The organism is Granulicella mallensis (assembly GCF_014203225.1).
In the GTDB taxonomy this organism is placed as follows: domain Bacteria; phylum Acidobacteriota; class Terriglobia; order Terriglobales; family Acidobacteriaceae; genus Granulicella; species Granulicella mallensis_A.
Genome location: NZ_JACHIO010000004.1, coordinates 182,621 through 197,083, shown reverse-complemented (window position 1 = coordinate 197,083; position 14,463 = coordinate 182,621). Strand labels below are relative to the sequence as shown.

Sequence of the window (14,463 nt, the reverse complement as noted above, 5' to 3'; positions counted from 1 at the left end):
TATAACGAAGCCACGACATTTATGGCTGTTTTTCCCCAGAAAAACGGCACTGCAAGCCCGATTCAACTTCCCAGTAACAGGAGATTTGCTCTATCGTCAACATCGCGCGCAAGAACAAGATGCGCTTACTGCCGCTTATCGGCGCAACCTATTTCATGGTTGCGGGTGGCCCCTATGGGCTCGAAGACATTATCGGCAAAGCCGGCTACGGACGCGCGCTGCTGCTGCTCGCCATCATCCCCTTTCTATGGAGCCTGCCGACCTCTCTGATGGTCGGCGAACTAGCCAGCGCAATCCCTGAAGAGGGAGGCTACTACGTCTGGGTGCGCCGGGCGCTGGGCCGCTTCTGGGGCTTTCAGGAGGCGTGGCTCTCGCTTGCTGCCAGTGTCTTCGACATGGCCCTCTACCCCGTGACATTTGTGCTGTATCTCAGCCGGGTCGCTCCGAGTTGGACCGAAGGTTATCGCGGAACACTGTGGGCCCTGGCCGTCATCGTTGGCTGTGCGCTGTGGAACCTCAAGGGAGCAAAGTCCGTCGGCGAGGGCTCGGTGGCGATGTTCTGCCTTCTGCTCTCACCCTTTGTCGTGTTGGTTGCCGTCGCTCTCTGGCGGTGGCATGGGCAGGGCGCCGGAGTCATGCTGCATCCGGTCACCCATGCAGACATGGGGGGAGCGGTCTCGGTGGCGCTCTGGAACTACATGGGCTGGGACAATGCCAGCACCGTCGCGCAGGAGGTCGACAACCCGCAGCGCAACTATCCGCTTGCGATGCTTGGCTCGGTCACGCTGGTAGCGATCACGTACATCCTGCCACTGGCGGCGGTAGGGCTGGCGGGAATCGCCGCAGATCAGTTCTCAACCGGGGCCTGGACCGATGCAGCCCGCACCATCGTTGGCCCGGCGCTGGGACTCGCCGTGGTGCTCGGCGGCATGATCAACGGAGCCGGCATGTTCAATCCGCTGATGATGAGCTACACGCGCGTCCCCTATGCGATGGCCGAAGACGGCCTGCTGCCGCGCCTGTTCCTGCGCGAAAACCGCCGCGGCGCTCCCTGGGTCAGCATTCTGTTCTGTGCCGTGATCTGGGCGCTGGCACTGCGCTTCAGCTTCGAGCGCCTGATCTCGATCGACCTCGTACTCTACGGCGCGGCACTGTTGCTGGAGTTCGTAGCCTTTATTGTGCTGCGCCACCGCGAACCCACGTTGGCACGGCCGTTCTGCCTTCCCGGCGGCATGGCTGGAGCGATTGCTATTGGCATTTGCCCCGCGCTGCTGATCGCGTTTGCTCTATGGACCGCGCGGGGCGAGCAGGTGCTCGGTCTGCCCGCATTGATTTTTGCTGCATTGGTTGGAGTCGCTGGAGCCCTTGTCTATGCTGTCGCGGAGTTCATCCGGCGCAGGGCAAAGACAACGCCCACGCCTGTCATGGGCTAGAGGGACTGAGTCCTTAGTTCGTTGAAGAATGGTGGTTCGTTCCGCACAGCGCGAAGCGCGTTCCCTGGCGCTTCAGCGTCAGGGAGTCGGAGGGAGCCGTAGCCTAAGGCTACGGCTCCCTCCGTCCCGCGACGCTAAAGCGTCACGGTTTGCGCTTCGCGCTATGGGGCAACGTTATGGGTAAGGTAGAACAGAGTCACCCCAGCAAAAACTGGGCGCGTCCCTCTCAATGCATATTGAGAGGGACGCGCCCAGTTTCTTACCAAACCACTACTTCTTGCTGTGCTTGTCGATGTAGTTCTGCTGCGCCTTCAGGATGACGGTGCGTGCGAACGTCGCATCGCGCCAGCCGCGTACTTCTACGTTCTTGCCTTCAAGATCCTTGTAGATCGAGAAGAAGTGAGTGATCTCCTTGAGGATGTGCGGATAGATGTCGGCATACTCATTCACGTCGTTATAGCGCGGATTGCCTTCACCCACGGCGAGAATCTTTTCGTCGCCCTGACCCTGGTCGATCATCTCCAGCACGCCGATGGGGCGTACTTCCTGCACGCATCCCGGAAAGCTCGGTGTATCTACCAGCACCAGCACGTCCAGCGGATCACCGTCGTCTCCCAGCGTGCTGGGGATAAAGCCATAGTCGCCCGGATAATGGACCGGCGAAAAGAGGTTGCGATCGAGCCGGAAGACATGCAGCTCCTTGTCGTATTCGTACTTGCTGATGCCCTCAAGGGGAATCTCGATAACGGCGTTCACCAGCTCAGGCGATTTCGGGCCTATGGGCAGTGTCAGGTAATTCGTCATAGCGTGTGGCTTCTCTTCTCGATGCAAAAGTTTGAAAACTACAGCCACTCAGCGCACAAGGTTTTGCGATCGCACGCGAAAATGGGCCAACAATAGTCTATATTCCCGGATTGTGCACTCCCCTAAAGGCGGCTTATTTTGCGGTTTTATCGTCGCTGGGAGCTGTGAAATACGGCTTTGCGGCCTCGAGATGAAGTTCCTGGTCGAAGCTGCGGACCGGCTTAAGCTGCAGAGAGCCATCCTCCATGAGCTCGGGCTCCGTGGATACCTTTTTTTCGGCTTGTTCGATCAGCTTTGTGCATTCAGGAGAATCCGCCTTCATTTCGTCAGGCAATTCCTGGCGATCCCCGAATTTGGCTCCATCGACGAAAAGAACTCCATCCTTGATCTCGGAGTTAAAATGCAGAGGTGGCTGCACACTCTCGGAATCGAAACCGATCGCGATATCCATCGAAACCAGGCGTGCCGTTGGGTCGTTCAGCTCTGCAGGCGGTTTCACTTCGGGGAGGTGAAACTGCAGTACCCGATACATTCGCGACCGCGTGCGTGGACCTTCAGGGTGTTCTCGATAGGCGATAAAAAAGCTCTTGACTGAATCTGTGACGGGAGGCAACGCGTACTGCCCGCTGAGCTCATTCGCCGTTGCGGTGAACACCGGGCGCATCTCTTTCGGAAGCGTTTCGTCTTCCGAGAACCCAAAGACAAACGTTCCCTGGCCGCCAAGCGATTGTCCATCAAAGAGAAAATTCACACTGACAGGACCGGAACTCTCCTCCTGGCTTTGCCAGTGGGGCACCACTCCAGCGAAGATACCGTTCGATGGCATCTTGACCTCTTCAAGAACGATGCCGTGTTCGGTTGGCTTCCATCGCCCGGCGGTCAGATGATCTTCCGTGCCATCGCTGAGCGCAAAACAGAACTTCCGATCAGGCAGGATCGCAAGGTCCTCCGCTGAGTCGACTTCATCATGATGATAGGCGCCCACAAACGGGCTCTTCTTCGCCACGCTCGTCTGCGCCCTGGCTGATACGCCAGGCAGCCCCACGATGCCCAGCAAAGCAAGGGCAGCGATATTGTGTGGGGACTTCCAGAACTTACATGGATGTATCCGGTCGGTTATCGATTTTCCCAATTCTCTTGATGGTTCCTTCCTCTTCATCATAGGTGCAGCGCATGGCCCCCCGGCAAGCCTGGCCGTACGTAGCGGCAGATGAACTTTTGCTGCCCGGGGCATCCCAACAAGATTGGACGAGGGGAAATCGTCGTTGAAGGTGCTAGCCTTAATACGTTGACTACATTCATGGAAAATCTGCCCGAAAACACACGTAACCATGCTCTAGAGACCGAGACCTCCTTGCCGGAAACCAGCGGAAGCCGCTTCGTTCGCGCCTGTCTGCGCCTGCCCGTCGATCGCACCCCCGTGTGGTTCCTGCGCCAGGCCGGACGCTACATGCCGGAGTACATGGCTGTGCGCAAGCATCACTCGCTGCTCGACATCTGCCGAACTCCGGAGATCGCCTCGGAGGTCACGATTACCGCCGCCGAGCGCCTTGGCGTCGATGCGGCGATCATCTTCGCCGACCTGCTGCTGCCCTTTACTCCCATGGGCCTCGACTTTGAGTTCGTCAACGGCGAAGGCCCCGTCGTCAACACGCCTGTGCGCTCGTTAGAGCACGTGCAGGCGCTGCGCACCGACCGCACGGACGATCTGCGCTACGTCGCCAACGCGATTGAGAAGGTCGCCAAACACTTCAGCGCACCTCGCGCCGATGGAGACACGCTTGGCATCATCGGCTTCTGCGGCGCTCCCTTCACGCTGGCCAGCTACATGATCGAAGGCGGCAGCTCGCGCAACTACGTCGAGACCAAGAAGATCATGTACTCGCACGATGCGACCTGGTCGCTGCTGATGGAGAAGCTCGTCACCGTCCTAGTCGCCTATGCCGAACAACAGGTTGAAGCGGGCGCGGATGTCATCCAGATCTTCGACTCCTGGGCTGGTGCGCTCTCGGTCAGCGACTATCGCCAGTACTGCCTCGCTCCGACGACGGAGCTTGTGCGCCGCGTCAAGGCACTCGGCGTTCCGGTGATCTACTTCGGCGTCGATACCGCTTCGCTGCTGCCCACCATGCGCGAGACCACGGCAGACGTCCTCGGCCTCGACTGGCGCATTCCTCTGGACGAAGGCTGGCGTGCTGCGGGCGCAGGCTGTGCAGTGCAGGGCAACCTCGATCCGATCACCCTCTTCGCTCCGGAAGACGTCCTCCGCGACCGTGTGCAGGAGGTCCTGAACCTCGCGAACGGCCGCCCCGGACACATCTTCAACCTCGGGCACGGCATCGTCCCCGGCACTCCTGTCGACAACGTCATCCGCGTCGTCGAATGGGTCAAGGAGTACGGTGTCATCAAGCCGCACGCGGGCAGGGAAGCCGTCAGCCAGTAGGCTCTTTGCACTTGCTGAACCACACCAGAATTGTCATCTCGACCGAAGCATGATGGCTTTATGCGATGCGCAGTGGAGAGACCCCTGTATTTTGATCGTGCGGGCGATATCGCTCGACGTAAGCGGCATAGGCGACCGATACACCTTCGAAATACAGGGGTCTCTCCACTACGGCGCAAAAGCGCGCCTCCGGTCGAGATGACAATATATCGGTAGAAACTCTGAAAATATTTTCGAGCGATCCCCAAACTCCCGCGTCTGTCCGAATAGAAGGGCAACGTGATTTTGTCAGAGGGATACAGCTTGGACTTGCTGTCTGCGCAGACCGCCGGATCGGAGATCGATCTTGCGGCTCTTGTGGAGGCATATTCGGCGCTGCTTTTTCGTGTCGCTCACTCCGTCCTGCGCAACAAGGCAGAGGCTGAAGACGTGGTGCAGGATGCCTTCGTCCGCGTCCTGGAGCACCGTCGCACGTTGCCTGCGGTGCGCGACATGCGCGTGTGGCTTGTTCGTGTCGCGTGGAATCTCTCCCTCGATCGCCGCCGCCGCATCCGTCCCGAGCAGATGGACGAGATCTTCGCCGAAAGCCTTGTTGCCCATCACATGCCCGCTGACCTCGCTTTAAATGAGGCGCAGCGAATGAAGGCAGTCTTTCGTGAGATCGAGAGATTGCCGAAGCCGGAGCGCCAGGTTCTGCTGCTCTCCGCTCTCGAAGAGCTCGACACAGCCGAGATGGCGCAGGTCGTCTCAAGAAGCGAATCAGCCGTTCGAGCGCTGTTGTTTCGCGCGCGCTCACGCCTTCGCACCCGTCTCGAAAAAGGAGGCAATGCATGAAGAGAACTTCAGAAGAGTTCATCCAGCAAGCCCTCACCGGAATCCGTGAAGCCCAGCCCGATGCTGGCATGGAGCAGCGTCTTCTCGCCGCCTTGCGGCAACGCGCTGCTGTCCCCACTCCCTTGTGGCGTCGCGCCATCAGCCTGCCGTCATGGAACTGGAGGTTTGCCGCGGTCTCGGTGATGCTTGTTGTCGCCATCGCCCACTTCATCACGCATCACCGCGCTACGACGATCGCCACACCCATTGCGTCGCAGCCGCAGCCGCAACTGCCTCGCGTTGTTCCTGAGGACAACACCGCGCACAAAGCGGTCTACGCCAGCAACAATCCGGGAGGCTCCAAATCCTCTGGTCTCCAGAGAGCTCCAAAGTCCACCATGCCGGACACGTCATCGACTCTTGCGGTCGCCGATCGACAGGCGCTGGATGACACCAATGCCCCCAGCCATCCCGCTCCTCCCATGCCTCTCACCCCGCAGGAGCGCCTCCTTCTCTCTGCCGCACGCAAGGGCGATCCCGTCGAAGTCGCCGAGCTTGAACCTGCCTATGCTTCCTCGCTTCGCGCCGCTGCTGAAGACCGCAAAAAAAACGATATCCAGCAGTACGCCAAGCTTCTCCTTGGGCCTCTTGCCCTGTCGGAATCTATGAATCCCACAAGCGCTTCTCCGAAGCCGGATGAGCCTCCACCTTCTCCCGTACCCGATCCTCCTGCACCTTCTTCCAACTAACGCTCGAATGGAGTCCTCTCTTATGACCACAAAGCACATCCACCGCATCGGTTCTAGAGCCCTCCTGGCTCTCGCTCTCACGATCCTTCCGCTGGGCTTCACCGCCCATGCGCAGGACTCCGCGCCCTCACAGGAGAAGTCAGAGCAAGACCAATCCGCTGCCACCCCGAAGCCAAAGAGCAGGGAAGAGTATATGGCTCCCTATCGCATTCCTTCGGTCGAATTCACTCACATGATTTATCTCAATAACGTAACCCAACAGAATGACGCCAATGAGATCCTGGTTGCCTTGCGGAACATGCTCTACCCGGGTATGAAGGTCTATCTGGTTACCTCGCAAAATGCTATCGCTATCGAAGGTCCGCCGGACCAGGTGGCCCTTGCCAGCAAGATCGTCAAAGATCTGGACCTCCCGCACAAGGCCTATCGCCTTACCTACACTTTCACTGAGTCTGACTCGGGTAAGCGCATCGGCGTCGAGCACTTCTCCCTCGTCGCTGTCGACGGCCAGATGACCAGCCTCAAGCAGGGTAGTAAGGTGCCTGTTGCCACCGGCTCGTACGACGACGGCAAAAACGGCATGCAAACGCAGTTCACTTATCTTGATATCGGCATCAACATCAACAGCACGATCAACCAGGTTGCCAACGGACTTCGTCTCAAGTCCAAGGTCGAGCAATCCGGCGTCGGTGAAACCCAGACTATCCAAGGGGTGCAAGAACCTGTTATCCGCCAGTCAGTCCTCGAGGGAAACTTCAATGTCGCCCTCGGTAAGCCCCTAGCTCTCGGCCAGATCGACGTCCCCGGCAGCACCCGCCATCTGGACATAGAAGTCGTCGCCGAACTCATTCCCTAAAGCCTGTCATCAACCTGCTCTTGGTAGAACTGTGCAAACAGTTCATTGAGGCAGGAAACGGAAGGGCCTGGCTTCAGCCAGGCCGCAAAAGGCCTAACCGGGGACCCTACCGCTCTGCCGAAGGCCGGAGTGGAGGCGCAGCCGTAACGATTGAATTGCCTTCTTTGACTGTGGCGAAACAGCTATGCTCGCCACGGATACAGCCTTGGTGAACCCTGCATAGTCTTGGCGACACTGAGGAAGACAATTCAGTCGCTCCGGCTTCGCCTTCGCTTCAGCCTTCGGCAGAGCGGAAGGAATCTTGGCCCTATTTCTTCGGCCCGGCTGAAGCTGTGCCCTTCCGGGTCTTGCCACCGGAAGCTATCTATAAGGCTCAAGCTATATCTCAAATAGCATCGGCCTCTTTGGAACAAAGGGGCCAGGAATAGCTCTATTCCAAGCCATTCCATACGCAAGCCCGCTCATAGTCGGGCTTTCGTAAGGGTCACCCCGACCTCGCGAGAGCGGTACCATAAATAAGACTATGAATCAGACCCCGACAGCCGGTCGCTCGGCCATCCTGCTCCTCGCTCACGGCACTCCAGACCAGCTCGACGAGATGGCCGCCTATCTCGACAAGGTAACCGGCGGCCGTCCCATGCCGCAGCACGTCATCGAAGAGTTGCAGCACCGCTACGCCGAGATCGGCCTGCGTAACGAGCCGCTGCCCGAGGGCCCTCCTCTCACACGCTGGACCCTGCGCCAGGCCGAGATGCTGCAGGAGGCGGTGGACACCAAGGTCTACGTGGGCATGCGCAACTGGCATCCCTATATCGCCGACACCGTCGCACAGATGAAGGCCGATGGCATTACCCACGCCCGCGTGCTGTGCCTCGCGCCGCAAAACTCACGCACCTCCACCGGCCTCTATCGCCGCGCTTTGGAGTCCGCCCTCAACGGCGCGTTCACCTATGACTTCATCGCAGGCTGGGCCGACGAACCGCTGCTCGCGCAGGCCTTCGCGGAGAAGCTCGAGCCAACGTTGGTGGAAGCCCGCGCCGCACTCGGCACGCAGGTTCCCGTGGTATTCACTGCGCACTCGGTTCCTTGCCGCACCATTCTCGCTACTGCTGGAGAAAGCTCCCGGCCCGGCGCCCCTGTCCCCGCCGACGGCATCCAGAACTACGGAGCCACCTCCACGCCTGATCCCTATCCTGTCGAAGCCAAGCAGACCGCTGCGCGTGTTGCCTCGTTCGTCAGTCTTACCGATCCCGATTGGTTCTTTGCCTTTCAGAGTCAGGGCGTCGCTGGAGCTCCATGGATCGGGCCGACCGTAGAAGAGACACTGAAAGCTCTTGCTGAGGAAGGCCACAAGGGTGTCGTGATTCAACCCATCGGCTTCCTCTGCGACCACGTCGAGATTCTCTATGACATCGACATCCACTTCCGCGACGCAGCACGTGGATTGGGCATGCAGCTCTGGCGCCCGGAGAGTCTCAACGACTCGCCAACGCTGGTGCGCGCCATCGAGCAGGTGTTAGCGCGTCCCTGAGGAGATTAGCGCGTCCCAGAGGAGAACTGTTCCATATCTGGAAGCTCTCTTGCTTTGAAGGGGCGGGGTTTCAGCCCCGCCATTGGGTCAACCTCTTAGAGTGCAAGAGTGTTTGATCTTTAGGGCCAAGGGCCCGTTTCATACCAGCCTGGGGTGGAGCGCAGCAGCGAGCGATTTTTAGCTCGCTGCAAGCGTAGCCCCAGGTACAGGGTCAACAAGAGAGCAGAGGGCTGTAAGCCCGATTCATAGTGCCTGCACGATGAGTCGGGCTTACAGCCCTCAACTTCTACTCTTGCGCCTAACCTGGGGCGTCGCTTCCGGGGTCACCACGCTGTCGCGTGCTGACCCCGGGTTCGCTTTGCCTCAGGCTGGTATGAAACGGGCCGTTGGCCCTAAAGGTTAAATACGGACTTTTTCCACCTATAAAGCCACTGCACGTAGCGACTTCTAGAGCATTTTCCCTGTTGCTGGGAATCCGGAAACGGGCGTGCAGCGGCGTTTTCATTGGGGAAAACACCCATAAAGATCGAGGCCCCGCTCTACACCTACAGGGAAAATGCTCTAACGGCGGAACTCAAAGTCCCGCCCCTTTAAAACAAAACCGCGCTTTGACCTCACCCTGGAGCAAAGCCACTCTTGCCCTAAGCTCATAAGCCCTGTGGGAACCTAACATGACCCACTACCTCAAAAATCTGTCCTGACAAAACAGTTAAGTTTGGCTAATAATGCTTGAACGACTGTTTGTCGTGCCGGTTCGGGCGCGACAGGCGTTTCGATCAAAGTCAGTAGGTAATAAACAGAGCAATGCCCACTAGAACTTCCTGCTTGCTTTAGAGGAAAAAGCAGATACATCGAAAGGAGTCGTAAATGAGCAAGACGTATCCGAATACCGCGTTAATCATCAACAAAGCCAGGAACACGATCACGATAGATCGCGACCCGAATTTTGACGACATGATACTTGTCTTCGACGGTGTAGTGGCGCACAGTCCGTTTCAGTTGTCGCCGGAAAAGCAGGTCCATGTCGGCTCTACTTATGACGCTGACGTCTCCACCTCTGGAGGCGATATGGGCCTCTGCTTTACCTATAACAGCGACGAGCGGTATATGGAAGTAGGCTCCGGTCAGGCCGTTGGCCTGAGTTCACCGCAATTTCAAGTCATCAGTGATAGTGAAGATGACGGAGGCGGTCCCCTCGTCTATGTCCCCACGGACGCGACGGATACGTCGATCACACTCACCTTTAAAGACAAGTCCTAAGTGCTGCCACGCCATGCGCGGGTTCGGCTTCCCGCGCATGGCGTGGCAGCGCTCTATTGCCTGATCTCTTCATAAGAACTGCTATAGAAGATTTCTTGCTCTGACCTCACTCCGGAGCAAACGCTACGGACGTGTGCCCAGGTTGCTGCTTCCGTCCGTCGTCGGGATAGCGGGCAGACCGGCAGCGATGGGCGTAATCACGGGGGTACCAATGCCGATCGTCTCGGTCACGGAGCTATTGTTGATATTACTGACCCAGGCGTTGCCCGAGCCATCGATTGCGATCGCATTGGGCTCGTTCAGGCCGCCGCTGGTGTAGCCGTTGGCTCCGGAGAGGATTGCTCCGGTATTGGAGAGTTCGGCCACGGAGTTAGCTTCGAAATTCGTCACCCAGATGTCGCCCGCGCCATCGATCGCGACCGCAAGGGGCTCGGCCATTCCGCCGCCGGTATAGCCGCCGGGCCCGGAGAGGGCTACCCCGGCGTTGGAGAGTTTGGTCATGGAGTTTCCAAAACCATTCGCCGTCCAGACGTTGCCCACGCCGTCGATCGCGATCCCAAAGGGCCCGTTCAGTCCGCCGCCGGTATAGCCGTTGGCTCCGGAGAGGGCAGCTCCGGTATTGGAGAGCTTGGTCACGGAGCTACCGTCGAAATTCGCCGCCCAGGCGTTGCCCGCGCCGTCGATCGCAAGCCCAAAGGGCTCGCTCAGGCCGCCGCCAGTGTAGCCGCTGGGCCCGGAAAGGACTACCCCGGCGCTGGAGAGTTTGGTCACGGAGCTACCTACTAAATTCGTCGCCCAGGCGTTGCCCGCGCCGTCGATCGCGATCGCAAGGGGCTCGTTCAGGCCACCGCCAAAGTATCCGTTGGTTCCGGAGAGGATTGCCCCGGCATTGGAGAGCTCGGTCACGGTGCCCGATGTGAAATTCGCCACCCAGGCGTTGCCCGAATCGTCGATTGTGATCCCATCGGGAGCGTCCAGTCCACCGCCGGTGTAGCCGTTAGCTCCGGAGAGGAATGCCCCGGCGCTGGAGATCTTGGTCACGGAGGCATTTTGTATGTCATTCGCCACCCAGGCGTTGCCTGCGCCGTCGATTGCGACCGCATCGGGCTGGTTCAAGCCGCCGCCGGTGTAGTTGATCGCGAGAGACAAGTCGTTGGCAGCGCTAACGAAGGGCTGGAAGGGACTGGCATTGGTTGCCAGAGCGAGCAGGTTGGAGACGCTGGCTCCCGGGTGCTGCGCGATGTTGATGGCGGCCGTGGCCGTATCGGTGGGCGTCGTGGCGTAGGTCGTGTTGGCGAAGAGCGTGCTGCATCCCGACGAGCTGACGCCGTTGGAGTTGATGCAGGAGGCGAGCATGTCCGCGAGGGTGTTGATCGTAGTCACGGGAACGACGGCGGTGATGTTCAGAGGCAAGGTTGCATTGGGAACTCCGCTGGTCTGGTTCACGAGATTCAACCCGGTACCGAAGGCGTTGGCCAACCCAATGCCGGAGAGTGAATGGCCCGCCACCGCGCTGGGCGCGCCGATGTGCAGCGGGTCGGTGGCAAATCCCGCCAACGCATACGCGGCAGCGACTGTGGTGACCTCGTTCATCGATACGGATGTGACCCCAGGGAAGGCCGAGCCGGTGCAGTCGCCCACTACCGCCAGCAGAGTGGCTGCGGGATTAGGCGTCCCGGCCACTCCTACGCCATTCAACTGCGGATCACCGCCGGTGGAGTAGAGATAGGCCTGCTGGCCGGAAGAGCAGGCGAACGCCCCATTGATACTGAAGTTGCCAAAGGCGTCCGTAGTGACGTAGAAATTCCCGTTCGTGTCCGCCGGATTTCCCGTCGCTGCTGTCAGCAGCGAGGTCGACGCATTGCCGGTTACCCCGGAGGTGGGGGCGATGCCGTTACCACCATAAGCAGCCGTGCTGGCGGCATACATATAGACATGCGCTCCGCTGATCGGCTGCTGGCCGCCATGAACCACGCCTTGAATGTGCACCGCGGTCTGCGCTGAGGTGTTGGAGACATCCCCGAAGTTCGCCGAGCAACCGCTCAGCCCCAGAGCGCAAGCCATGCCCAGTATGCTGGCCACAGACGAGAAGGATAGACGATGGTTTTTCACGAAATTCTCCCACACCGGAACGGTGGTCTTATGCGTAAAACTTATGCAGAACAGGGGCCCGAATGCACCTAGGTTAGCAGCAGCTCAGCCGCACATTAGATAGCAAGGGGGTAAACTTCACCGGAAATCTTAATTCGTGTGTAACGAACAAAGGCGCTCATTCCTGCGCGAAGAACACGCAGGAATGAGCGCCGGGTAGCGAAGAGGCTAGTGTGGAGTCTTTAGTTTGTTGAAGAGCCAGCGTTACCCATAGCGCGAAGCGCAAACCGTGACGCTTTAGCGTCGCGGGCCTAAAGGCCAGACTCTTCCGAGGCTTGAATTCCGTAGCCTAAAGGCTACGGTTCCCTGATGCTGAAGCATCAGGGAACGCGCTTCGCGCCGTTCTACGGCCGTGTGCCCAGGTTGCTGCTTCCGTCCTTCGTTGGGATCACGGGCAAACCGGCAGCGATGGGAGTAATCACGGGGATACCGATGCCGATCATCTCGGTCACGGAGGTAGCTCCGAAATTCACTACCCAGGCGTTGCCCGAGCCATCGATCGCGATTACATTGGGTTCGTTCAAGCCGCCGCTGAGGTAGCCGTTGGCTCCGGAGAGGACTGCCCCGGTATTGGAGAGCTCGGTCACGGAGTTACCGTTGAAATTAGACACCCAGACGTTGCCCGCGCCATCGATCGCAATGCCCTCGGAACTATTCAGTCCACCGCCCGTGTAGCCGCTGGCTCCGGAGAGGAGTGCTCCGGTATTGGAAATCTTGGTCACGGAGGTCTTGGTCGCGGAGTTATCCCCCGCATTCACCACCCAGGCGTTACCCGCGCTGTCGATCGCGATGGTAAAGGGCTCGAGCATGCCACCGCCAGTGTAGCCATTGGTCCCGGAGAGGACTGCCCCGGCATTGGAGAGCTCGGTCACGGAGTTGCCGTTGAAATTAGACACCCAGGCGTTGCCCGCGCCGTCGATCGCGACCCCGCTTGACAGGTTCATGCCACCGCCGGTGTAGCCGTTGGTCCCGGAGAGGGCTGCCCCCACGCTGGAGAGCTCGGTCACGGAATTATTCCCGAAATTATTCACCCAGGCGTTGCCCGCGCCGTCGAACGCGATCGCGATTGGCTCGTTCAAGCCACCGCCGGTGTAGCCGTTGGTCCCGGAGAGGACTGCCCCCACGCTGGAAAACTCGATCACGGAACTATCCCCCTCATTCGCCACCCAGGCGTTGCCCGCGCCGTCGATCGTAATGTTCTGGGGATTGTTCAGTCCACCGCCGGTGTAGCCGTTAGCACCGGAGAGGAATGCCCCGGCGCTGGAGATCTTGATCACGGGGCTACTTGCTATTAAATTCACCACCCAGGCGTTGCCTGCGGCATCGATCGCGATTCCATCGGGAGTGTTCAAGCCGCCGCCAGAATAGTTGATAGCGAGGGATAGATCGTTGAGAGAGCTGATGAATGGCTGGAAGGGACTGGCGTTGGTTGCCAGAACGAGCAGATTGGAGACGCTGGCTCCCGGGTGCTGAGCAAGATTGATCGCAGCGGTTGCGATATCGCCGGGCGCTGTACCGTACGTCGTGTTAGCGAAGAGCGTGCTGCAACCGGACGAGCTGATCCCGTTGGAGTTGACGCAGGCGGCCAGGATATCCGCCACAGTGTTGATCGTGCTCACGGGAACGACGGCGGTGGTGTTCAGAGGCAAGGTTGCATTGGGAACTCCGGTGGCCTGGTTCACGATGTTCAGTGCGGTAGCGAAAGCATTGGCCAGGCCTATCCCGGAGAGCGAATGGCCCGCAACCGTGCTGGGCGCGCCGATGTGCAGCGGGTCGGTGGCAAAGCCCGCCAGGGCATAGGCAGCGGCAACCGTGGTGATCTCGTTCATGTACACGTTCGTAGCGTTCGGGAAAGCGGAGCCGGGCGTCGCACTGGCGCAATCTCCCACCACCGCCATCAGCGTGGCTGCGGAGTTCGGGGTGCTGGGAATACCTACGCCCGTCAACTGCGGATCTCCGCCGCTCGAATACAGATAGACCTGGGTGTTCGGGGTGCAAGCGAACGACCCATTGATATTGAAGTTGCCAAAGGTGTCCGTGGTGACGTAGAAGTTCCCGCTTCCATCCGCCGGATTCCCCGTCGCAGAGGTCAGCAATGAGGTCGACGCATTGCCGGTAGTCCCGGAGGTGGGAGCAATCCCCTGGCCACCATAAGCGGCGGTGCTGGCGGCATACATATAGACATGCGCGCCGCTGATCGGCTGCTGGCCTCCATGAACCACGCCTTGAATGTGCATCGCAGTTTGGGCCGTGGTATTGGAAACATCCCCGAAGTTCGCTGAGCAGCCGCTCAGGCCAAGGACAAAAGCCACACCCAACAGGCTGGGCACGGACGAAAAGGACAACTGTCGATTTTTCAAGATTCTCCGATACCGGAACGGTGATTTCTATGCGTAAAACTATGGAGAAAGCGGGCCGGGTCC

Annotated in this window: 11 protein-coding genes; 7 read left to right on the top strand and 4 right to left on the bottom strand. The window is 59.3% G+C overall.

Translation table 11 applies throughout. The features are described 5' to 3' along the window. Positions 1-119 precede the first annotated feature (119 nt). Positions 120-1,433: an APC family permease gene (locus tag HDF15_RS05645; protein WP_184253591.1), complete on the top strand. Its 1,314-nt coding sequence runs from the start codon at positions 120-122 to the stop codon at positions 1,431-1,433. A gap of 270 nt (positions 1,434-1,703) precedes the next feature. On the opposite strand, the gene HDF15_RS05640 is transcribed toward HDF15_RS05645, so the two are convergent. Together HDF15_RS05640 and HDF15_RS05635 are read right to left on the bottom strand one after the other, a co-directional pair. After that, on the bottom strand, positions 1,704-2,237 hold the full coding sequence (locus tag HDF15_RS05640; protein WP_014267202.1) for an inorganic diphosphatase: 534 nt from the start codon (positions 2,235-2,237) through the stop codon (positions 1,704-1,706). Positions 2,238-2,370: 133 nt separating this feature from the next. Then, the gene (locus tag HDF15_RS05635) at positions 2,371-3,243 is read right to left on the bottom strand and encodes a hypothetical protein (protein WP_184253589.1); all 873 of its coding nucleotides are present in this window, start codon (positions 3,241-3,243) and stop codon (positions 2,371-2,373) included. 294 nt (positions 3,244-3,537) lie between these two features. On the opposite strand from HDF15_RS05635, the gene hemE reads away from it, so the two are divergent. From hemE to HDF15_RS05605, 6 genes are all read left to right on the top strand, one after another. Next, the gene (gene hemE / locus HDF15_RS05630; protein WP_221314292.1) at positions 3,538-4,680 is read left to right on the top strand and encodes a uroporphyrinogen decarboxylase; all 1,143 of its coding nucleotides are present in this window, start codon (positions 3,538-3,540) and stop codon (positions 4,678-4,680) included. A gap of 303 nt (positions 4,681-4,983) precedes the next feature. Further along, the gene (locus HDF15_RS05625) at positions 4,984-5,514 is read left to right on the top strand and encodes an RNA polymerase sigma factor (RefSeq protein WP_260330860.1); all 531 of its coding nucleotides are present in this window, start codon (positions 4,984-4,986) and stop codon (positions 5,512-5,514) included. Beyond that, positions 5,511-6,242: a hypothetical protein gene (locus HDF15_RS05620; RefSeq protein WP_184253583.1), complete on the top strand. Its 732-nt coding sequence runs from the start codon at positions 5,511-5,513 to the stop codon at positions 6,240-6,242. The genes HDF15_RS05625 and HDF15_RS05620 overlap by 4 nt, the downstream gene beginning before the upstream one ends. A 22-nt stretch (positions 6,243-6,264) precedes the next feature. Continuing rightward, positions 6,265-7,098, top strand: a complete 834-nt coding sequence (locus tag HDF15_RS05615; protein WP_184253581.1) for a hypothetical protein — start codon at positions 6,265-6,267, stop codon at positions 7,096-7,098. A 523-nt stretch (positions 7,099-7,621) separates the two neighbouring features. Continuing rightward, positions 7,622-8,629, top strand: coding sequence for a ferrochelatase (locus HDF15_RS05610; RefSeq protein WP_184253579.1), 1,008 nt, complete (start codon positions 7,622-7,624; stop codon positions 8,627-8,629). Between the two features lie 867 nt (positions 8,630-9,496). Then, on the top strand, positions 9,497-9,889 hold the full coding sequence (locus HDF15_RS05605; RefSeq protein WP_184253577.1) for a hypothetical protein: 393 nt from the start codon (positions 9,497-9,499) through the stop codon (positions 9,887-9,889). 123 nt (positions 9,890-10,012) lie between these two features. On the opposite strand, the gene HDF15_RS05600 is transcribed toward HDF15_RS05605, so the two are convergent. Together HDF15_RS05600 and HDF15_RS05595 are read right to left on the bottom strand one after the other, a co-directional pair. After that, positions 10,013-12,001, bottom strand: coding sequence for an NHL repeat-containing protein (locus HDF15_RS05600; protein ID WP_184253575.1), 1,989 nt, complete (start codon positions 11,999-12,001; stop codon positions 10,013-10,015). Between the two features lie 383 nt (positions 12,002-12,384). Continuing rightward, entirely contained in the window at positions 12,385-14,400 is a 2,016-nt protein-coding gene (locus HDF15_RS05595; protein ID WP_184253573.1) for an NHL repeat-containing protein, read from the bottom strand. Positions 14,401-14,463: the final 63 nt, after the last annotated feature.